The sequence below is a fragment of the Kribbella sp. NPDC051770 genome, assembly GCF_040681455.1.
Lineage (GTDB): Bacteria > Actinomycetota > Actinomycetes > Propionibacteriales > Kribbellaceae > Kribbella.
On sequence record NZ_JBFAYT010000002.1, the window covers coordinates 267,652 to 287,490 of the forward strand.

Genomic DNA, 19,839 nt, shown 5'->3' on the forward strand with positions numbered 1-19,839 from the left:
TCCACAGCTCCGCTCCATGTCCGGACATAGCATGCCAGAAACCACCGAGACCCCCGGCCGGTCGGCCGGGGGTCTCGACGTACGAGCTGTGCGGGTCAGCAGCCGCCGGCGACCGCCGGGATGATCGAGACCTGACCGCCGTCCTTGATCGAGGTCTGCAGCCCCTCGGCGAACCGGACGTCGTCGTTGTCGACGTACACGTTCACGAAGCGGCGCAGCTCGCCGGAGTCGTCCAGGACGCGGCCCTTGATGCCCGGGTACGATGCGTCGAGCGACTCCAGCACCTCGCTCAGGGTCGAGCCTTCGACGGAGACCTCGGACGCGCCCTGGGTGTAGGGCCGCAGGATGGTCGGGACGCGGACACTGACGCTCACTGCAGACCTGCCTTCACGAAGGCGTCGTACGACGCGGGGATGGTCACCTTCGGGCCGACCCGGTCGGCCACCGCGTCGAGCGTCTTCAGCCCGTCGCCGGAGTTGATGATCACCGTCTCGGCCTCGGGGTCGAGCTGGCCGGTGGCGATCAGCTTCTTCAGCGTCGCGACGGTCACCCCGCCCGCGGTCTCGGTGAAGATGCCCTCGGTGCGAGCCAGCAGCTGGATGCCCTCGACGACCTCTTCGTCACTGACGTCCTCGATCACTCCACCGGTACGCCGGGCGACGTCGAGCACGTACGGCCCGTCGGCCGGGTTGCCGATCGCCAGCGACTTGGCGATGGTGTCCGGCTTGACCGGCTTGACCACGTCGTGGCCGTCGCGGAACGCCTGCGCCACCGGCGAGCAGCCGGTCGCCTGCGCGCCGTAGATCTTGTAGTCGGTGGCGTCGACCAGGCCCAGCTTGCCGAGCTCGGTGAAGCCCTTGTCGATCTTGGTCAGCTGCGAGCCGGACGCGACCGGGATCACCACCTGCTGCGGGATCCGCCAGCCGAGCTGCTCGGCGATCTCGAAGGCCAGCGTCTTGCTGCCCTCGGAGTAGTACGGGCGGACGTTCACGTTGACGAACGCCCAGCCCTCCTCCTCGCCGGCGATCTCGGAGGCGAGCTTGTTCACGTCGTCGTAGTTGCCCTCGACGGCGACCAGCGTGCCGCCGTACACGGCGGTGGTGATCACCTTCGGGCGCTCGAGGTCGTGCGGGATGAACACGACCGAGCGGATGCCGGCCCGGGCGGCGGCCGCGGCGACCGCGTTGGCCAGGTTGCCGGTGGAGGGGCAGGCGAAGACCTTCATGCCCAGCTCACGGGTGGCGCTCAGGGCACTCGCGACCACACGGTCCTTGAAGGAGTGCGTGGGGTTGCCCGAGTCGTCCTTCACCCAGAGCTTCCGCAGCCCGAGCTCGCGGGCCAGGTTGCCGGCGTCGATCAGCCGGGTGTAGCCCGGCTCGGTGTTCGGGTAGCCGGCCACGTCGACCGGGACGGGCAGCAGCGGCTGGTAGCGCCAGATGTTCTTGGGTCCGGCCTCGATCTGCTCGCGGGTGATCGTCGGGTACTCGTACCCGACCTCCAGCGGACCGAAGCACTCCATACACGCGTAGAACGGACCGAGTTCCGACTTCGCCCCGCAGGCCCGGCAGCTCAGGTGCGTTCCGTTGCCGAAGGCACCTGCACGGATGGTGTGGGTGGCGGTCTGGCTCATGGAGAGGTTCCTCCTCATCTTCCCCGGGCGCCGGATCTCGGCGTGGGACGGATTTGGCACCGGTCCGCCGCGAGCGCCTCAGGAGGAGGCCTCCACGGGGAGGGTTGCCGGGACTTCAACGGGCCGTTTCCCTCAGTCCCTCTGGATGAGCAGGTTCGAGGTTACCCAATCGGGTCCATATTGTGTCTTGTGATCCCACCATCCGAGACGGCAGATCTCAGCCTTGCGCGACCCTCCGCGTTCGGCTTGCGAGCGCCTCCGTCAGCCCGTACGGCGCTCGCGGAACGTCCGCCGGTACGCCGACGGCGACGTCCGCACCGCCTTGGCGAAGTGGTGCCGGAACGTCACCGGCGTCGCGAACCCCGCGGCCAGCGCGATCTCCTCGACCGGCGCGTCCCCGGTCTCCAGCATCGCCAGCGCCGCCTGGATCCGCTGGGCGATCAGCCACTTCGCGGGCGTCGTACCGGTCTCGCGGGTGAAGTGCCGCAGGTACGTCCGCGGTGCCAGCCCGGCCTCGCGGGCCAGATCCGGTACGCCGATCGGCTCGGCCAGGTGCTCCAGCGCCCACCCCAGGCTGCGCGCGACCGGCGCGTCGACCGGGTCCGGCGGCATCGGCGACTCGATGTACTGCGCCTGCCCACCCGCGCGGTACGGCTGGATCACCAGCCGCCGCGCGACCGCGTTCGCGACGGCGGCGCCGAGGTCCTTCCGGACGAGATGCAGCGCCAGGTCGAGCCCGGCCGCGCAGCCGGCGCTGGTCAGGACGTCGCCCTCGTCGGTGTAGAGCGGCTCGGGGTCGACGTGGATCGCGGGGTAGCGCTCGCGCAGCTGGTCGGCGTACCGCCAGTGGGTGGTCGCGCGGCGCCCGTCGAGCAGGCCCGCGGCCGCGAGCGCGAAGGCGCCGGAGCAGATCGAGACGATGCGGGCGCCCCGGCGATGCGCTGACTGGAGGGCCTCGATGAGCTGGGGAGATGTGGTCGCCGAGGGGTTGGCGACGCTCGGCACGACGACGGTGTCGGCGGCCGCGAAGTCGTCCAGCCCATGCGGCGTCGACAGCGTCGCACCACCGATCACGCGGATCGGGTCGGGCGTCTCGGTGCAGACCTTGAGCTCGTACCAGGGCTGGTCGATATCGGGCCAGACCAGCCCGAACACCTCGATCACGATGCCGGCCTCGAACGCGGTCATCCCGTCGTACGCGAGCACCGAGACTGTCGACATGTCAAAATCTTAGCGATAGGCGTCTACTACGCCACTTCTCGCCGAGGCCGAGCGCTCGGACGATGGAGACATGTTCGAGAAACTGAAGGACTTTCTGGCTGGTCTGCACGCGGCCTCAGCACTGCGGCACGGCGTCGAGCCGCCCGCTCGCGCATACGGCCCGGCACCGATCAGGCGTCAGGCACCTGGCCGGCTCAGGCCTCGCGGCGGCGTTCGAGCATCCGCATCAGCGGGGTCGCTGCGATGCCGTGTACAACCACACTGAGTACGACCGTGAACCCGACTGTCGCCCACAACCACGGCAGGTCGTCGGCGAAGTCGGCGCCGGCGTACGCGAGGTAGAAGATCGAGCCGACGCCGCGGACGCCGAACGCCGCGGTCACCCAGCGCTCCGAGCGGCGCATCTCCGTCCGGTGCAGGCTGAGCCAGGCGGTCAGCGGCCGCAGGACGAGGATCAGCGCGGCGCCGATCGCCACACCGCGAACATCCAGCGGCTGCAGCAGCCCACCCGTGATCGCGACGCCGAGCAGCAGCAGAATCCCCCAGGTGAGGATGTGCTCGACCTGCTCGATGAAGCTGTGCAGCTCCTCGTGGAAGTCGTGCGACCGCTCGGCCGACCGCAGCGCCAGCGCGGCGACGAACACCGCGAGGAAGCCGTAGCCGTGCAGCACTTCCGCGAGGCCGTAGACGCCGAGCGTCATCGCCAGCGCGAGCACGGGTTCGCGCGAGTCGGCCAGCCGGAAGCTCGGCACCGGCGCCGAGAACGCCATCCGGCCGAGCAGTCTGCCGGTGACCGCACCGACGACGACACCGATCAGTGTCTTGCCGATCAGGTCCCAGGCGATCCACTCCAGCGCCCAGTCGCCGAGGGCGCCCTTGGTCGCGGCGAACACCGCGAGGTAGACCAGCGGGAACGCGAGCCCGTCGTTCAGCCCGGCCTCCGAGGTGAGCGCGAACCGGACCTCGTCGTCCTCCTCCGGCTCCGCGTCCTCGCCGGTGGTCGGCCCCTGCACCTGTACGTCGGACGCCAGCACCGGATCGGTCGGCGCGAGCACCGCCGCCACCAGCAACGCGACCGCCGGCGCGAGGCCCAGCAACCACCCCAGCCCGGCCACCGCCGCAACGCAGGCGGGCATCGCGACGAACAGCAGCCGCCAGGTGACCTTCCAGCGCCGCCACCCGATCGGCCGGTCGATCGCCAGCCCGACACCCATCAGCGCGATCAGGATCGTCAGCTCGGCCAGATGCTCGGTCAGCTTCGGCTCGGCGATCGGGCTGAGCTGCCCGCGATCCACGACGAACCCGAGCAGCAGTCCGGCGCCCAGGAACGCGATCGGCGCCGACACGGCGTACCGGCGTAAGAGCCGAGGCAGCACGGCCCCTACCAGCAGGGCCACACCCGCAACCAGGTAGAGCCCGTCCCCGTCGATCCGCATGATGGGAACCTAGTGCCCAGTTGTATGTCCTTCAGCGCAGGCGGTGCGTGGCACCCGGGGTGTGCGTCGGCAGCGACTTCCTCGGTCCGTACCGCGGGTGCGCGATCCCCGCCAGCTGCAGCAGCGCCTGCACCCGGAACCGATGCCCCCGGTACGGCTCGATCAGCTCCGCCGTCGCGTCGTCGTCCAGCTCCTCCCCGGTCAGCGCGTACGACACGTTCCGCGACACGTGGTAGTCCGCGAACGAGAACGCATCCGCGTCGCCATGCGCGCGCTGCCGAACCTCAGCCGCCGTCCACACCCCGACCCCCGGCAGCGACCGCAACCGCCGCTCGATCTCCGCCGAGTCGCTCAGCTCCAGCGTCCGCTCCAGCGCCTTGGCCCGCGTCGCCGCGGTGATCACCACCCGCGACCGCCGCCCTTCAACGCCCGCCCGCAACCACTGCCACGAAGGAATCAACCGCCACTCCTCCGGCGCAGGCGGCACCATCATCACCCGCCCGTCCGGCGCCGCCGGCCCAGGCGCGGGCTCGCCGTACTCCCGCAGCAGCAACCGCCAAGCCCGGAACGCCTCCTTGCCCGTCACGACCTGCTCGATCCCCGCCGCCGCCATCGCCTCGAACACCGCCCGCGTCCGCGGCACCCGGAAGTGCGCGAACCGCCGCGCGGCGTCGACCAGCGGCTGATGCTCGGCCAGCGGCTCGAACCCGTCCCACGAGTCCGCCTCCCCCAGCAGCTCCGGCACCCCGTCGAGCGCCCACGCCGTACCAGCGCCCCACGCCTCGGCCTCCACCTCACCGACCGCCGGGTACGGCGTCAGCCGCAGCAGCACCGGCCCGTCCGGAGTCCGCGTCGCCCGCCAGACCGTCCGCCGCCCGGGGTCGACGACGTACGCCGGGTCGCCCGGCCCCTTCCGCAGCCCACCGATCAGCTGGTGCGGATCCACCGGTCGCCCGGGCCGCCAGCGTCGTACGACCGAACTCACGCACCCATCCTGACGCATTCCGCCGACAGAACCCGACGGCGATACTGGGCCCATGACCGGCGCACAGCGACTCAAGCTGGTGGTGAACTTCGTCAACCTGTCCACGCTCGCCGGTTTCCTGGTCGCGCTGATCGGCCGGGCGAAGGTCAGCCGCGGCCCGCGCGGGCTGTTCTACGCGAACGGCTACCGCCTCGGTTTTCCGATCGCGAACGCGTTCACGGTCGGCAACGTCGTGCTCACCAAGAACGACCGCGCGTACCTCGACGCCCGCCCGGTCCTGGTCCGGCACGAGGAGCGGCACTCCTGGCAGTACTTCTGCCTGATCGGCCTGCCGATGCTGCCGCTGTACGTCCTGGCCGTCGCCTGGTCCTGGGCGCGCACCGGCTGCCCGGCGTCCCGCAACCCGTTCGAGCGCCTGGCCGGGTTGGCCGACGGCAACTACACCGAGCACCCGGTCCAGTCGTTCGGCCGGACACTGCAGCAGACGTTCAGCAGGAAGCGCTAGCCGCGAGCGGCGATCGCGTCGGACAGTGCGGTCAGCACGGTGACCACACCGGCGGGGTCGTCGACGACGATGTCCGCCGCCTCGACCAGCTCAGCAGCACCCGACGACCGAGCAGCCACCAGTACGGCGGCCAGCCCGTCTGCGCGCTGCTCTTGCAGGGCCCGGAACGCGGCCAGGTCGCCCAGGTCGTCCCCGGCGTACAGCACCGAACGGGCACCGGTCGACTCGACCAGCCGGCGCATCGCCACGCCCTTGTCGATCCCCGGCGGCCGTAGCTCGAGCACCAGGTTCCCCGGCTCCAACCGCAGCTCCACCGACTCGGCCAGGGCAGCCAGCGGGATCCGCAGGCCCTCCAGCGCAGCAGCAGGATCAGCCAGCCGCCGCGTGTGAACGGCTAGCGAGCTCTCCTTGTCCTCCACGAACGCATCCGGGTACCCAGCGGCCTCCAGCACGACCGGCAGCTGCTCCCGCGCGACAGCAACACCAGCAGGAACCGGGTCGCTGGTCACAGCACCAGTGGCAGCCTCCCACCGCTCCAGCCCGTAGTGCCCGAGTACGACGAGCCGCCCGAGCCCCGGGTGGCCAGTGACCCCCGACAGCTCCGTGGCAACCAGCGCCGGGCGACCGGTGACGATCGCCAGCTGGTTCACCGAACGTCCCAGCCGCGCCAGCGCGTCCAGCGCGCCGTCGGCGGCCCGTGACATCGCCGGGTCCTCGACGAGCGGCGACAGCGTGCCGTCGAAGTCCGACGCGATCACCGCCCCGGCCGGATCGGCGACGATCGCCTCCCAGCCCTCCCGCCCGGCTGTGGTCGCCAGTACGGGAGTGCTCATCCGGAGTATTCCGAGGTGAGGATGACCGTCAGCCGGTCCTTCTTCATGTTGTTCAGCGCGTCCTTGATCCGCGGGACCCCGAGGTCCTGGGCCAGCTGTGCGGCCTCGGCCTGCATCCCGGCCGGGTAGTAGACGGTGCTGGTGACGATCTTGCCGTGCCAGTTGTCGGCGCCGGTGACGGTCCAGCCGGCCTGCTGCGCGCGACCACCGACCGCCTGGGCCAGGCCCTTGCGCCCGGTGTTGTTGTAGATCTCTACCGCGGGCCGCTCCGACGGCGGCACCGGCGGAACGCTGGTCTGCGTCGTCGGAGTCGCCGGTACGGCGGGCGGCTGCGTCGGCGTCGTCGGGTCGACCGGCGCCGGCGGCTGCGTCGGGTCGGCCGTCGTGGGCTCCGGGGTGGTCGCGGCGGGCGGCGTCGTACTCGGCGTCACCGACGGTGTCGAAGCGGCCGGCTTGCCCTCGTCGGCGACGCTGTCGTTGCCGCGGGTGCCGAACAGCACCAGCAGCCCTCCGACGATCGCGACGACGGCCAGCACCGCCACGAGGGAGGAGAGAACCTGTCCCCGTTCGTCCTTGCGGGTCAAAACCTAGACCTCGATACCCAGTCGACGGGCGGAACGGGCGCGCTGGCGGGCGGCGCGCAACCGGCGCAGCCGCTTGACCAGCAGCGGGTCGTGGGCCAGGGCCTCGGGCCGGTCGATCAGCGCGTTGAGGACCTGGTAGTAGCGGGTGGCCGACATCTGGAACTGGTCCCGGATCGCCTGCTCCTTGGCCCCGGCGTACTTCCACCAGTGCCGCTCGAAGCCGAGGATGGCGCCGTCCCGCTCCGACAGCCCGGCGACGGCCGGCTGCACGGCCTCGGGGCCGGAAGAGCTCGCGTTCGCGCTGTCCATCTGCTGGTGACTCCCGTGCGGTCGGTGATCGTCCGTCCGCGCTCCACTGTACGGGTTGAACAACAGCCATGTCATTCACCCGGCAGCGATCCCGGCCGTGTCGTCCCCGGCGCTTTCGCGCCACTCACGCAGCACCGGGACGGGCCGCCCGGCGGGCCCGACTCTGGCAGGATCTTTGGGGTGAGCTCACCTCGACAGGGCTCCGGTGCCGTCTCGCCGGACCCTCGACCCGCCCTCGCAACGGTCGAAGAGCTGCAGGCCAGGATCGCCGAGATCGACCCGGCAGTCCGCGCCGTCTGCACGCCGAACCCCGCTGCGCCGTCCGACGCGGCCCGCCTGGACACGGAGCGTGACGACGGCCGTACGCGCGGTCCGCTGCACGGCGTACCGGTGCTGGTGAAGGACAACGTCGACACCGCCGACTTGGCCACCACGGCCGGGTCGCTGGCGCTGGCCGACCAGCCCCCGCCGCCGGACGACGCGGTCCTGGTCCGCCGGCTGCGCGAGGCCGGTTGCGTGATCCTCGGCAAGACCAACCTCAGCGAGTGGGCGAACTTCCGCGGCTACGCGTCGTCGTCCGGCTGGAGCGCGTACGGCGGCCTGACCCGCAACCCGTACGCCCTGAACCGCTCCGCGGGCGGGTCGTCCAGCGGCTCCGGCGCCGCGGTCGCGGCCGGGCTGTCCGACTTCGCGATCGGCACCGAGACCAACGGCTCGATCGTCTGCCCGGCCGCGCTGAACGGCATCGTCGGGCTGAAGCCGACCGTCGGCCTGGTCCCGCAGCAGGGCATCATCCCGATCTCGCACTCGCAGGACACCGCCGGGCCGATGACCCGCACGGTCGCCCAGTCCGCGGCGCTGCTGACTGTCCTCACCGGCGGCGGCACCGACTACCTGGAGGCCTGCCGCGGCAAGGACCTCAGCGACGTACGGATCGGCGTACTGCGGGGGTCGCTGTGGGGCTACTCGACCGGGCTCGACCAGGTCACCGAGAAGGCGCTGGAGACCCTCAGCCGGTGCGGCGCGACGCTGGTCGACCGCCTGTCGTTGCCGGCCCTCGGCGACGACGACCAGCTGCAGGTGCCGCTGCACGAGCTCAAGGTCGGCCTGGCCAAGTACCTGGCCACCCGCAAGGACGGAGCACCGCGGGACCTCGCGGAGCTGATCGCCTTCAACCAATCGCACCCTGACGAGGAGCTGCCCTGGTTCGGCCAGGAGCTGTTCGAGCGGGCCGAGGCGACCGGCGGGCTGGACTCGCCGATCTACGTCGCCGCCCGGTTGTCCGCACTGCGGACCGGTCGTGACGGGATCGACACGTTGCTGCGGGAGAATCAGCTCGACGCCCTGGTCAGCCCCGCGTACTCGCCGGCCTGGACGATCGACCTGGTCAACGGCGACCACGTGCTCGGCAGCTCGTCCTCGCACGCCGCCCTGGCCGGCTACCCGTTGCTCTCGGTGCCGTCCGGGACCGTCGCCGGCCTGCCGGTCGGCATCGTGCTCAGCGGCACGGCGGGGAGTGACGCCACCCTCATTCGCTTGGCGCACGCCTTCGAGACCGCGAGAATCGAAGCCGACGGCCCGTTCCCGACCCCGGAGTTCAGACAGTGGGTATAGACCAGGTCCGTTGGGGTGTAGTTGCTACTGGCAACATCTCGACGCAGTTCACCGCCGATCTCGCCGAGCTCGACGACGCGGTCGCGACCGCCGTCGCGTCCCGGTCCCTGTCCGGGGCCAACGCGTTCGCCGACACCCACGGCATCGAGCACCGCTTCGACGACTACCGCAAGCTGATCGACTCCGGGACCGTGGACGTGCTCTACATCGGTACGCCGCACCCGCAGCACTACGCGATCGCCCGGGCCGCGCTGCAGGCCGGCGTCGCCGTCCTGTGCGAGAAGCCGGTGACGCTGACCGCCCGGCAGGCCAAGGATCTGGTCGCCGTCGCGCACGAGCACAACACCTTGTTCGCCGAGGCGATGTGGATGCGCACCAACCCCGTCGTACAGGCGATGTTCGCGGACCTGGCGACCGGGGTGATCGGTGAGCCGATGGAAGCCCTGGCCGACTTCGGCTTCCACAAGCCGCAGCTGCCCGCGCGGCTGCTCGACCCCGCGCTCGGTGGCGGCGCGCTGATGGACGGCGGCATCTACCCGATGACCTTCGTGCACATGGCGCTCGGGCGCCCCGACGAGATCAAGGCCGTCGGGTCGCTGAACGACGACGGCGTCGACCTGAACGTCGCGATGGCCTGGCGGTACGACTCCGGCGCGGTCGCCGCGCTGACCTGCGGCCTGCGTTCGCAGAACCCGTGGACGGCTTCGGTGAGCGGACCCGAGGGCAGCCTGCTGCTGCCGCACCGGTTCCACCACCCCGAGTACTACGTGCGCAGCACCGCGTCCGGGCAGGAGCGGGTCGACGTACCTGCGCATGGCCGTGGGTACCACTACGAAGCAGCCGAGGTGATGCGCGCCCTGCGTGCCGGACAGATCGAGTGTCCGGCCCTGCCGCACGCCGCGACGATCGAGATCCTCGAACTGCTCGACGAGACACGCCGACAGATCGGGGTCACGTACCCCGGCGACGACGAACACCTGGGTGGGTAAACAGCAGATGCCGAGCGGACGCAGTTCCTTCGTGGTGGTGGCCAACCGGTTGCCGGTCGACCGGGTCGAGATGCCCGACGGCAGTACGGCGTGGCGGCGCAGCCCAGGAGGCCTGGTCACCGCGCTGGCCCCGGTGATGCAGCGCCACCACGGCGCCTGGATCGGCTGGACCGGCGGCAAGGACGAGAAGGTCGACCCGTTCGACTCCGACGGGATGCACCTGGTCCCGGTCACCTTGTCCGCCGAGGACGTCGAGCTGTACTACGAAGGTTTCTCGAACGCGACGCTGTGGCCGCTGTACCACGACGTGATCGTCCCGCCGGAGTTCCACCGGGAGTGGTGGGAGGCCTACGTCGCGGTCAACCGGCGGTTCGCCGAGGCCGCCGCGGACGCCGCCGACGACAACGCGGTGGTCTGGGTGCACGACTACCAGCTGCAGCTCGTCCCGGCGATGCTGCGGCGGCTGCGGCCCGACGTACGGATCGGGTTCTTCCTGCACATCCCGTTCCCGCCGACCGAGCTGTTCGCGCAGATGCCGTGGCGCCGGCAGATCCTGGACGGGCTGATGGGCGCCGACCTGGTCGGCTTCCAGCGGCCGGGCGCGGCCTCGAACTTCGCGCGGCTGGCCCGCAACCGGATGGGCCTGCGCACCCGCGGCGACCGCATCCACCTGCCCGACGACCGGATCGTGCGCGCCAAGGCGTTCCCGATCTCGATCGACGTCGGCGAGCTGGAGCAGCTGGCCCGGCAGCCCGAGACCGAGGCGCGCGCGGCCGAGATGCGCAAGGAGGTCGGCAACCCGGCGCACATCCTGCTCGGCGTCGACCGGCTCGACTACACCAAGGGGATCCGGCAGCGGCTGCGAGCTTTCGGTGAGCTGCTGGACGAGAAGCGGGTGTCGGTCGACGACGCCGTCTTCATCCAGGTCGCGACGCCGTCGCGCGAGCGCGTCGAGCAGTACCGGGTGCTGCGCGACGAGATCGAGCTGCTGGTCGGCCGGATCAACGGCGAGCACGGGCGGATCGGGACGCCGGCCATCAACTACCTGCACACGTCGTACTCGCGGACCGAGATGGCCGCGCTGTTCCGCGCCGCCGACGTGGCCGTGGTGACGCCGCTGCGGGACGGGATGAACCTGGTCGCCAAGGAGTACGTGGCCTGCCGGTACGACGACACCGGCTCGCTGGTGCTGAGCGAGTTCGCCGGGGCGGCGGACGAGTTCCGGCAGGCGTTCCTGGTCAACCCGCACGACATCAACGGGATGAAGGACACCATCGTCGACGCGATGAACACCGACGACCGCCAGCTCGGGCGGCGGATGAAGGCGATGCGCAAGCATTTGGCGGCGCATGATGTGAACGTGTGGGCAGCGTCGTTCCTCGAGGCGCTGCATGCCGCCGACTGATCGTGTCCTAGCACTTGATCTGGGGACTTCCTCAGCGCGTGCTCTTGTCCTTTCCTCCTCCGACGCCTCACCGGTCCCCGGCGCGCTCGCCCGCCACAAGATCACCCCGACGTACAGCACCGGCGGCTCGGCGACCATCGACCTGCACGCGTACGTCGAAGGCCTGCTCGGCTGCCTCGACGAACTGCAGCAGGGCGGCCACCTCGACGGCATCACCGAGATCGTGCTCTCCTCCCAGTGGCACTCGATCGTTGCCCTCGACAACGGCGGCGCGCTCACCCCGGTGATCACCTGGGCCGACACCCGCTCGGTCGCGCCGCGCCTCGACCCGGCCTTCGACGAGCACGCCTTCCACGCCCGCACGGGCGCCTGGCTGCACCGCCTGTACTGGCCGCGCCGCATCCCGTGGCTGCTCTCCGAGGTCGACGCCACGTCCTTCGCCGGCCTCCCCGACCTGGTCCTCGAACGCCTCACCGGCGAACGCGTCACCTCGGTCTCGATCGCCTCCGGCACCGGTTCGCTCGACCTCGCCACCGGCGAGTACGACGCCGAGGCGCTCGCCATCGCGGGCGTCACCCCCGACCGGCTGCCGGAGATCGTCCCGAGCGGCTGGACCGGCGTACTGGCCGCGTCCTTCGCGCGCCGCTGGCCCGGGCTGGTCGGCGTACCGATCCATCCGCCGACCGGCGACGGCGCCGCGTCGAACGTCGGCACCGGCGGCTACGACGAGTCGACCGCCGCCGTCACCGTCGGCACCTCGGCCGCCGTACGGGTCGTGCATCCCATCGACCAGGCACCCGAGCTCCCGTGGGAACTCTGGCGCTACCGGGTCGACGACAAACGCGCGGTCACCGGCATGGCTTTCTCCGCCGCGGGAAACCTGCACGCCTGGCTCACCAAGGTCCTGCAACTCGACGAGGCCCACCAGGAACCCACCGATGTCGAGATCGGCTCCTCCAGAGTCATCGCCATCCCCTTCCAGGCAGGCACCCGCCCACCCGAAACCGTCCCCGGCGGCTCCGGCGTCTACTTCGGCCTCTCCTTCGACGACGAGGCCGCCGACCTCCTCGCCGCCTCCCTCCAAGGCGCCTCCCTCGAGATCGACCGAGGCCTCCGCATGCTCGACACCCTCTTCGACCGCCAACTCGAGGTGGTCCTGGGCGGCGGCGGAATCGACGCCTCCGCCTGGTGGCGCCGCTGCCTCACCGCCACCTTCGCCCGCCCCACCGACGTCTGCGCCGAAGCCGAAGTAGGCGCCCGAGGCGCCGCGGCGGTAGCCCTAGGCCTCTCCCCAACCCCCGGCGGAGAACACCTCGACCCGGCCCCCGCGGACGTAGACCGCATCGACCTCCTCCGCCCTCGGTACCAAACCCTCCGCTCCCTGGCCGTCCAGGCAGCCCAAGAACTCACCAAGTAACGACAGACAAGAAGCCAAGAAAAAGAACCAGAGACAAACAAAAAGTTGGAGTAGGCACGCTGTGGCTGACGTGCGCGACCAACAACAGGTCCGCTGGACTTCAGGCGGCAGAAACCTCCACCGGCTGCTTCCGGCGGCGCACGAACGCCCAGACGACACCAGTCGCCACGACCCCAATCGCCAAAGCGATCCGACTGGCATAGTCAGCCTCTCGATCGGTCGCTGACCGCCAGATCAGCCACTGAACGGGCCAAGCGCAGAAGATCGCCGTGGTCAGTCCGGCAACGACGCTGAAGGCAAGTCGGTGCCGCCGTGTGCTGCCTGCATCCGGCAAGAGGTAACAGCAGATGAGCACACCGACGACCAGCGCGACGACCGTGTTCATGAGCTCCCAAGGCCCCTCCTCCGTCAGCGGCACCGCCGCAACGGTCAGGACGGCCATCAACAGTGCACCTGGATCAACCTTTTGATCGGCCACACGTCCCCCTCCTCGATGCAGCTTCTATCTGCTGTGTCGGGCGGTGCGTTACATCGATGGCTGTCGGTGTCAGCCGAGCACGATCGGACGGCTCGCAGACCTCTCACCCACACAGCGCTCTCGTCGTTCGATCGCTGAAGCCTTCCACTTCAGTGCATACGCGGGTAATACAGTCTTTGGGCCCTGGGGTGGGTCCGTTGACTTCCGTGGGGGGAACCACTGATGCGACTTCTTGCTGCTGTTTCTGTTGTGCTTGGGGCGTTGCTGGTGCCGGGGGTGGCATCGGCGCACACGCCTGACATTCAGGTGAGCCGGACGGGTGGGCTTTCGGGTGGGGATCAGGTGCGGGTGAACGCCCGTGGGTTCGCGCCGGGCTCCGAGGTGCGGATCGTGCAGTGTGATGTGTTCGTGGACTCGATCGACGGGGACTGCCCGGATCTGGCCACGGCGACAGCGAGCCAGAGTGGGAGGGTCGGCAAGTGGGTGACGCTCGGGGATCCGGTGTTTCGGCGGATGGAGTTCGGGGCGCCGGCCGTTGTGTACTGCCGGGCTGACACCTGCCACCTGTACGCCGTGGGCGATGCGCCGGACGGGAGCCGGGTCGTGCTCGACTCGGGGGCGCTCAGGTTCAAGGGGGCGCCGGCGACGATCAGCGCCTCGCCGTCCAGCAACCTCCCGGCGCAGCGCTGGGTGACGGTGAGCGGTACGGCGTACGGCGCCGAAGGCCGGCAGGTGCGGATCGTCGAACAGGCCTGCTTCGACATCATTCAGGAGACCGGCTGCTACGGCGCGCGGGCGGCGGTGACGACGCGGGTGCACGCGGACGGGCGGTACGCGACCATGTACAGGGTGAATCGGTTCCTCGACGACGGGACCGACTGTGCGGAGCCGGACATCCTCGGAAGCTGTGGGCTGAGCATCACCGTGCTGAAGAGGAACGGCCAGCCCGACGACAGCTTCGGCTACGCGCCGTACGGCGACATGAAGACCCCGCTCACCTTCGCGCCCTAGTGACGGCAGCCACTGACAGGCCGGGACCCGGCCTGGATCATGGCGCGCATGCTGCGCGAGATGATGAAGTCGAAGGTGCACCGGGCCACCGTCACCCAGGCGGACCTGGACTACGTCGGGTCCTGCACGCTGGATGCGACGCTGATGGACGCGGCGAACCTGCTGCCGGGCGAGAAGGTCGACATCGTCGACATCACCAACGGGAACCGGCTCTCGACGTACCTGATCGAGGGCCCGCGGGACTCCGGCGTGGTCGGGATCAACGGTGCGGCCGCGCACCTGATCCACCCGGGTGACCTGGTGATCCTGATCGCGTACGGGCAGTTCGAGGACGCCGAGGCCAAGGGGTTCGTGCCGAGCGTAGTCTTCGTGGACGGGCGGAACGCGATCACCCGCGTCGGTTCCGACCCCGCCGAGGCGCTGCCCGACAGCGGCACGCTCCGCGGTGACCACCTGTACACCCAGCGTTGAGACGAGGACAAGGTCGACGATGACCGAGACGACGGAGCAGGCCCCCAAGACCGCGACCCACGACAGCGAGCCGCAGGACAAGCTGCGCACGTTCATGAACTCCGGCTGGGGTGACATCGAGCGCACCGACGCCAGCCTGCGCGACGTCGCGGCCTGGACCGAGAAGCGCCGGGCGGCGCTGTCGCAGGCGTTCCCGGGCGAGCGCCTGGTGATCCCGGCCGGGACGTTCAAGGTCCGCTCGAACGACACCGACTTCGTCTTCCGCCCGCACACCGACTACGTCTGGCTGGCCGGCGACCAGACCTCCGACGCGGTCCTGGTGCTGGAGCCGAACGGCAGCGGTCACGACTCGGTGCTGTACTTCCGCCCGCGCTCCGAGCGCAGCCAGGGCGAGGAGTTCTGGCGGGACCGGATGTACGGCGAGCTGTGGGCCGGCCGCCGCCCGTCGCTGACCGAGACCGCCAAGGAGTTCGGCCTGGAGACCCGGCACGTCGACGAGCTCGCGAACGCCCTGAAGGGCGACGTCCCGACCCGCGTACGCCGGGGCGAGGACGGCTCGCTGGCCGCCGTGCTGAGCGGCGCGAAGGTCGACGCGGACCGCGACCACGAGCTGGCCGCGACGCTGTCGGAGCTGCGGCTGGTCAAGGACCCGTTCGAGATCGAGCAGCTGCGGGACGCGGTCGCGATCACGCACCGCGGCTTCTCCGACGTACTGGCCGAGATGGAGCAGGTCCGCAAGTACGGCGAACGCTGGATCGAGGGCACCTTCTGGCGCCGGGCCCGCGCGGAGGGCAACGAGGTCGGCTACACGTCGATCGCCGCGGCCGGCCCGCACGCGACCACGCTGCACTGGATCGAGAACGACGGCCCGGTCAACGACGGCACCCTGATGCTGCTCGACATGGGCGTGGAGAACCGCAGCCTGTACACCGCGGACATCACCCGCACGCTGCCGGTGAACGGCGAGTTCACCCCGCGCCAGCGCGAGCTGTACCAGCTGGTCCTGGACGCGCAGAACGCCGGGATCGCGGCGCTCAAGCCGGGTGTCCCGTTCGCCTCCGGTCACAAGGCGGCGATCGAGGTCCTGGTGAACGGCCTGTCGGCGATGGAGCTGCTGCCGGTCAGCGCCGAGGAGGCGCTGGAGACCACGCTGCACCAGCGCTACACGCTGCACGGCGTCAGCCACATGCTCGGCCTCGACGTGCACGACTGCGCCGCGGCCCGCACCGAGCAGTACCGCGGCGACCTGAAGACCGGTTACGTGCTGACCGTCGAGCCCGGCCTGTACTTCCAGGCCGAGGACCTGACGGTGCCCGAGGACCTGCGCGGCATCGGGATCCGGATCGAGGACGACATCCTGATCACCGAGGACGGCACCGAGAACCTGTCGGCCGCGATGCCGCGCGAGGTCGAGGCGTTGCAGAGCTGGATGCGCTGACTACCAGATCCTGACCCGGTCCTCCGGCGGCAGCCACATGGCGTCGCCGGGGGCCGTGCCGAAGGTGGTGTGGAACGCGTCGATGTTCCGCACCACCGCGTTGCAGCGGAACTCCGGCGGCGAGTGCGGGTCGATCGCCAGCCGCCGGACCACCTCGGCCGGCCGCGTCTTGGTCGACCACGCCTTGCCCCAGGCCAGGAAGAAGCGCTCGGCCCCGGTCAGCCCGTCGACCACCGGCGGCTCCGCGCCGTTCAGCGAGATCTCGTACGCCGTGTAGGCGATCGACAGCCCGCCCAGGTCGCCGATGTTCTCGCCCAGGGTGAGCTTGCCGTTCACGGTCTGGTTGTCGCCGCCGGCCGGCGCGAGCACGTCGTACTGCGCGACCAGCGCGTTGGCGCGGAGCTCGAACGCGGCCCGGTCGTCGTCGGTCCACCAGTCGCTGATGTTGCCGTCGCCGTCGTACTTGGAGCCCTGGTCGTCGAAGCCGTGGCCGATCTCGTGCCCGATCACGGCGCCGATCGCGCCGTAGTTCAGCGCGTCGTCGGAGTCCAGCCCGAAGAACGGCGGGCGCAGGATCGCGGCCGGGAAGACGATCTCGTTGGCCCGCGGGTTGTAGTAGGCGTTCACGGTCTGCGGCGTCATGTGCCACTCGTCGCGGTCGACCGGTGTCCCGAGCTTGCCGAGGTCGCGGGCGGTCTCGACGGCGACCGAGCGCCGGACGTTGCCGACCAGGTCGCCCGCGACGATCTCCAGCGCGCTGTAGTCGCGCCACTTGTCCGGGTACCCGATCTTGGGCGTGAACCGGCCGAGCTTGTCCAGCGCCCGCTTCCGGGTCTCCGGGCCCATCCAGTCCAGCGCCTCGATCCGCTGCCGGTACGCCTCGACCAGGTTGGCGACCAGGTCGACCATCCGGGCCTTCGCGGCCGGCGGGAAGTACTCCGCGACGTACAGCTGCGCGACGGCCTCGCCGAGCGCGGACTCGACGACGCCGAGCCCGCGCTTCCAGCGCTCGCGCAGCTCGGGTGCACCGGTCAGCGTGCGGCCGTAGAACTCGAAGTTCTCCTTGACGAACGCGGAGCTGAGCAGCGGCGCCGCGGCGTGCACGATCCGCCAGCTCAGCCACTCCTTCCAGTGCTCCAGGTCGATCTCCTGCAGCGCCTCCGCGGCGGCAGTCAGGTAGTCCGGCTGCTGCACGACCAGCGTCGCGAACGCGTCGTCCGGTACGCCGGCCGCCGTCATCCACGCCGACCAGTCGAAGCCCGGCGTCAGCGCCTCGAGCTCGGCCCGGCTGACCTTGTTGTACGTCGCGGTGACGTCGCGGGTCTTCACCCGGTCCCAGTGCCCGGCGGCGAGCCGGGTCTCCAGCGCGAGCACCCGCTCGGCGGCGGCCTCGGCGTCGGCGATCCCGGCCAGGCCGAGCATCCGCGCCACGTGCGCGACGTACGCCGTCCGCTGCTCGGCGAACGAGTCCTCGCGGTAGTACGACTCGTCGGGCAGGCTGATTCCGCCCTGGATGACGTAGACGACGTACTGGTCCGACTGCTTGGCGTCGATGTCGACGCCGTACCGGAAGACGCCGCCGACGCCCTGCAGCTCCAGCGTGCCGAGCGCGGCGATCAGGCCGGCCCGGTCCTGGACCCCGGCGGCCAGCGCGAGCTGGTCGGCGATCGGGGTCGCGCCGAGCTGCTCGATGGTGTCCTCGTCCAGGAAGCTGCCGTACAGGTCGGCGATCTTGCGCGCCTCGCTGCCGGCCGGGTGACCGGCCGTGCGGGTCTGCTCGACCAGCTCGCGGACGCTCTGCTCGGCGCTGTCGGCCAGCGCGTGGAAGGCGCCGTAGATGGCCTTGTCGGCCGGGATCTCGTGCGCGTCCAGCCACGGGCCGTTGGCGTACAGGTACAGATCGTCCTGCGGCCGGACGGATCCGGACAGCTCCGAGATGTCGATCCCTGAGGTCATCGAACTCCCCTGCGTGCGCGGCCCGCGGACCCAGCTCCGGCGACCCTGATGACTGCGACATTACCCGCTGGCTTTGAACCCTTGCGTCCCCTGATCCGTTGTCTACGGTCAAGAGCACGTCGTCGGCTTTTCGGGGGCGAACTGAGCCGACCGGACCACCGCCATCGACCAGGAGGTCATCCAGCTCATGTCCGGCTCGCTGTCCCGTCGCGCGTTCGTCGCCGCGGCCACCATCTCCACCCTGCTGCTCACCACCGCCGGTACGGCGACCGCCACGCCCGCCGGCACCCGCCACGCGGCGTACCCGAAGCACTTCGACCTGCCGGACGGCTTCCAGCCCGAGGGCATCGCGATCGACCGCGGCCGGGCGTACTTCGGCTCCCGCGTCGACGGCGACATCTACGCGGCCGACCTGCGCACCGGCCGGGGCCGGGTGATCAGCCAGGGCCCGGGCACCGCGTCGCTCGGGATGAAGGTCGACGACCGCGGCCGGCTGTTCGTCGCCGGAGCGAGCGGCGGCAACGGCCGGGTGATCGACACCCGGACCGGCAAGGTGCTCGCGAGCTACACGTTCACCACCGCGACGCCGACGTTCGTCAACGACGTGATCCTCGGCCGCGACGCGGCGTACTTCACCGACTCGCGGCAGCCGGTGCTCTACAAGGTCCCGTTCGGGCGGCACGGCAAGCTCGGTCCGGCGAAGACGATCCCGCTCAGCGGTGACTACGTGCACGACACCGTGAACCTGAACGCCAACGGCATCGAGCTCACCCCGGACCGGCGCGGGCTGATCATCGTCCAGTCCGGGACCGGGTTCCTGTTCCGGGTCGACCCGAAGACCGGCGTGACCCGCCGGATCGACCTGGGCGCGACGCTGATGACGGCCGGCGACGGCCTGCTCCGCTCCGGCGACACCCTGTACGTCGTCCAGAACCGGCTGAACAAGATCGCCGTGCTCGACCTGAACGGCTCCGGCACCCGCGGCCGGCTGATCCGCGAGATCACCAGCACCGACTTCGACGTCCCGACCACGGCGGCCTTCTTCGGCCACCGGATCTACCTGCCGAACGCCCGCTTCAGCACCCCGCCGACGCCGGAGACGCCGTACTGGGTGACCGCCGTCAACCGGTGATCGTGCGCAGGTCGCCGCGTGCGGCAGCCTTCAGCCGGCTGCCGCACGACAGCCGGACCGAGTAGCCGGCCGGGATCGACAGCGGTTCGCCGGTCTGCGGGTTGCGGCCGGTCCGCGGCGCGCGCATCACCCGCTCGATGCTGAGCAGCCCGGTCAGCGAGACCTTGTCGCCCTTGTGCACGGCCTCGGTCACGACGTCGCCCAGCGCGTCGAGGACCTTCTCGGCCTGGTTCCGCGGGATCCCCGCCTTCGCCGCCACCCCGGCCACCAACTCGTTTCGGTTCACGACCGGGACTTTAACTAGAAATGATTGTCGTTAGCAAGAGCGCCGGTCAGTTTCTAGCGTTAAAAGTCTGCCCTCAGCGTCTTGACCGGGTCAGCGACCGCCACTAGCGTGCGGGATGTTTAACGTTAATATCCCCACG

At 70.4% G+C, this 19,839-nt stretch carries 20 protein-coding genes and 1 riboswitch; of the genes, 9 read left to right on the forward strand and 11 right to left on the reverse strand.

Features of this window, described 5'->3' with window-relative positions; all coding sequences use genetic code 11:
- Window positions 1-95: 95 nt before the first annotated feature.
- From AB0M01_RS07890 to AB0M01_RS07910, 5 genes are all read right to left on the reverse strand, one after another.
- Window positions 96-374, reverse strand: coding sequence for a ubiquitin-like small modifier protein 1 (locus AB0M01_RS07890; protein WP_363666724.1), 279 nt, complete (start codon window positions 372-374; stop codon window positions 96-98).
- Complete coding sequence (gene thrC, locus AB0M01_RS07895; RefSeq protein ID WP_363666726.1) at window positions 371-1,630, reverse strand: threonine synthase; 1,260 nt, start codon at window positions 1,628-1,630, stop codon at window positions 371-373. Before thrC ends, AB0M01_RS07890 begins: the two co-directional genes overlap by 4 nt.
- Window positions 1,631-1,641: 11 nt before the next feature.
- Window positions 1,642-1,782, reverse strand: a riboswitch (SAM riboswitch).
- Window positions 1,783-1,891: 109 nt separating this feature from the next.
- On the reverse strand, window positions 1,892-2,851 hold the full coding sequence (locus tag AB0M01_RS07900) for a helix-turn-helix domain-containing protein (RefSeq protein WP_363666728.1): 960 nt from the start codon (window positions 2,849-2,851) through the stop codon (window positions 1,892-1,894).
- A gap of 194 nt (window positions 2,852-3,045) precedes the next feature.
- Window positions 3,046-4,287, reverse strand: a complete 1,242-nt coding sequence (locus AB0M01_RS07905) for a cation:proton antiporter (protein WP_363666730.1) — start codon at window positions 4,285-4,287, stop codon at window positions 3,046-3,048.
- A 31-nt stretch (window positions 4,288-4,318) separates the two neighbouring features.
- On the reverse strand, window positions 4,319-5,272 hold the full coding sequence (locus AB0M01_RS07910) for a DNA-3-methyladenine glycosylase 2 family protein (protein WP_363666732.1): 954 nt from the start codon (window positions 5,270-5,272) through the stop codon (window positions 4,319-4,321).
- A gap of 52 nt (window positions 5,273-5,324) precedes the next feature.
- Here AB0M01_RS07910 and AB0M01_RS07915 point away from each other — a divergent pair, with 52 nt between their 5' ends.
- On the forward strand, window positions 5,325-5,777 hold the full coding sequence (locus AB0M01_RS07915) for a hypothetical protein (protein ID WP_363666734.1): 453 nt from the start codon (window positions 5,325-5,327) through the stop codon (window positions 5,775-5,777).
- Here AB0M01_RS07915 and otsB read toward each other — a convergent pair.
- Genes otsB through AB0M01_RS07930 form a run of 3 tightly spaced genes read right to left on the reverse strand, consistent with a single transcriptional unit; the run spans window position 5,774 to window position 7,503 of the window.
- Window positions 5,774-6,610, reverse strand: coding sequence for a trehalose-phosphatase (gene otsB, locus AB0M01_RS07920; RefSeq protein ID WP_363666736.1), 837 nt, complete (start codon window positions 6,608-6,610; stop codon window positions 5,774-5,776). The genes AB0M01_RS07915 and otsB overlap by 4 nt on opposite strands.
- On the reverse strand, window positions 6,607-7,152 hold the full coding sequence (locus AB0M01_RS07925; protein WP_363666738.1) for a LytR C-terminal domain-containing protein: 546 nt from the start codon (window positions 7,150-7,152) through the stop codon (window positions 6,607-6,609). The genes otsB and AB0M01_RS07925 overlap by 4 nt, the downstream gene beginning before the upstream one ends.
- Window positions 7,153-7,197: 45 nt before the next feature.
- Complete coding sequence (locus AB0M01_RS07930) at window positions 7,198-7,503, reverse strand: DUF3263 domain-containing protein (RefSeq protein ID WP_363666740.1); 306 nt, start codon at window positions 7,501-7,503, stop codon at window positions 7,198-7,200.
- Between the two features lie 180 nt (window positions 7,504-7,683).
- On the opposite strand from AB0M01_RS07930, the gene AB0M01_RS07935 reads away from it, so the two are divergent.
- From AB0M01_RS07935 to AB0M01_RS07950, 4 genes are read left to right on the forward strand one after another with little or no spacing between them, the layout of a single operon-like run.
- Window positions 7,684-9,117, forward strand: coding sequence for an amidase (locus tag AB0M01_RS07935; protein WP_363666742.1), 1,434 nt, complete (start codon window positions 7,684-7,686; stop codon window positions 9,115-9,117).
- Window positions 9,108-10,106, forward strand: coding sequence for a Gfo/Idh/MocA family oxidoreductase (locus AB0M01_RS07940; RefSeq protein ID WP_363666744.1), 999 nt, complete (start codon window positions 9,108-9,110; stop codon window positions 10,104-10,106). Before AB0M01_RS07935 ends, AB0M01_RS07940 begins: the two co-directional genes overlap by 10 nt.
- A 7-nt stretch (window positions 10,107-10,113) precedes the next feature.
- On the forward strand, window positions 10,114-11,511 hold the full coding sequence (locus AB0M01_RS07945; protein ID WP_363668089.1) for a trehalose-6-phosphate synthase: 1,398 nt from the start codon (window positions 10,114-10,116) through the stop codon (window positions 11,509-11,511).
- Window positions 11,498-12,928, forward strand: a complete 1,431-nt coding sequence (locus AB0M01_RS07950; RefSeq protein ID WP_363666746.1) for an FGGY family carbohydrate kinase — start codon at window positions 11,498-11,500, stop codon at window positions 12,926-12,928. Before AB0M01_RS07945 ends, AB0M01_RS07950 begins: the two co-directional genes overlap by 14 nt.
- 100 nt (window positions 12,929-13,028) lie before the next feature.
- On the opposite strand, the gene AB0M01_RS07955 is transcribed toward AB0M01_RS07950, so the two are convergent.
- Window positions 13,029-13,406: a hypothetical protein gene (locus AB0M01_RS07955; RefSeq protein WP_363666748.1), complete on the reverse strand. Its 378-nt coding sequence runs from the start codon at window positions 13,404-13,406 to the stop codon at window positions 13,029-13,031.
- Between the two features lie 222 nt (window positions 13,407-13,628).
- On the opposite strand from AB0M01_RS07955, the gene AB0M01_RS07960 reads away from it, so the two are divergent.
- The 3 genes from AB0M01_RS07960 to AB0M01_RS07970 are packed head-to-tail and all read left to right on the forward strand — an operon-like array spanning window position 13,629 to window position 16,326.
- Window positions 13,629-14,417 carry a neocarzinostatin apoprotein domain-containing protein gene (locus AB0M01_RS07960; protein ID WP_363666750.1) on the forward strand — a complete coding sequence of 263 codons (789 nt, stop codon included), beginning with the start codon at window positions 13,629-13,631 and terminating at the stop codon, window positions 14,415-14,417.
- A 48-nt stretch (window positions 14,418-14,465) separates the two neighbouring features.
- On the forward strand, window positions 14,466-14,888 hold the full coding sequence (gene panD / locus AB0M01_RS07965) for an aspartate 1-decarboxylase (RefSeq protein WP_363666752.1): 423 nt from the start codon (window positions 14,466-14,468) through the stop codon (window positions 14,886-14,888).
- A gap of 19 nt (window positions 14,889-14,907) precedes the next feature.
- Window positions 14,908-16,326 (forward strand): aminopeptidase P family protein, encoded by a 1,419-nt coding sequence (locus AB0M01_RS07970; protein ID WP_363666754.1) that lies wholly within the window; start codon window positions 14,908-14,910, stop codon window positions 16,324-16,326.
- Here the strand turns inward: AB0M01_RS07970 and AB0M01_RS07975 are convergent, their stop codons facing one another.
- Window positions 16,327-18,282, reverse strand: coding sequence for a M13-type metalloendopeptidase (locus AB0M01_RS07975; RefSeq protein ID WP_363666756.1), 1,956 nt, complete (start codon window positions 18,280-18,282; stop codon window positions 16,327-16,329).
- Between the two features lie 187 nt (window positions 18,283-18,469).
- On the opposite strand from AB0M01_RS07975, the gene AB0M01_RS07980 reads away from it, so the two are divergent.
- On the forward strand, window positions 18,470-19,414 hold the full coding sequence (locus AB0M01_RS07980) for a superoxide dismutase (protein ID WP_363666758.1): 945 nt from the start codon (window positions 18,470-18,472) through the stop codon (window positions 19,412-19,414).
- On the opposite strand, the gene AB0M01_RS07985 is transcribed toward AB0M01_RS07980, so the two are convergent.
- A complete protein-coding gene (locus tag AB0M01_RS07985; RefSeq protein WP_363666760.1) occupies window positions 19,404-19,700 on the reverse strand; it encodes an HU family DNA-binding protein in 297 nt (98 codons plus the stop codon). The genes AB0M01_RS07980 and AB0M01_RS07985 overlap by 11 nt on opposite strands.
- Window positions 19,701-19,839 lie beyond the last annotated feature (139 nt).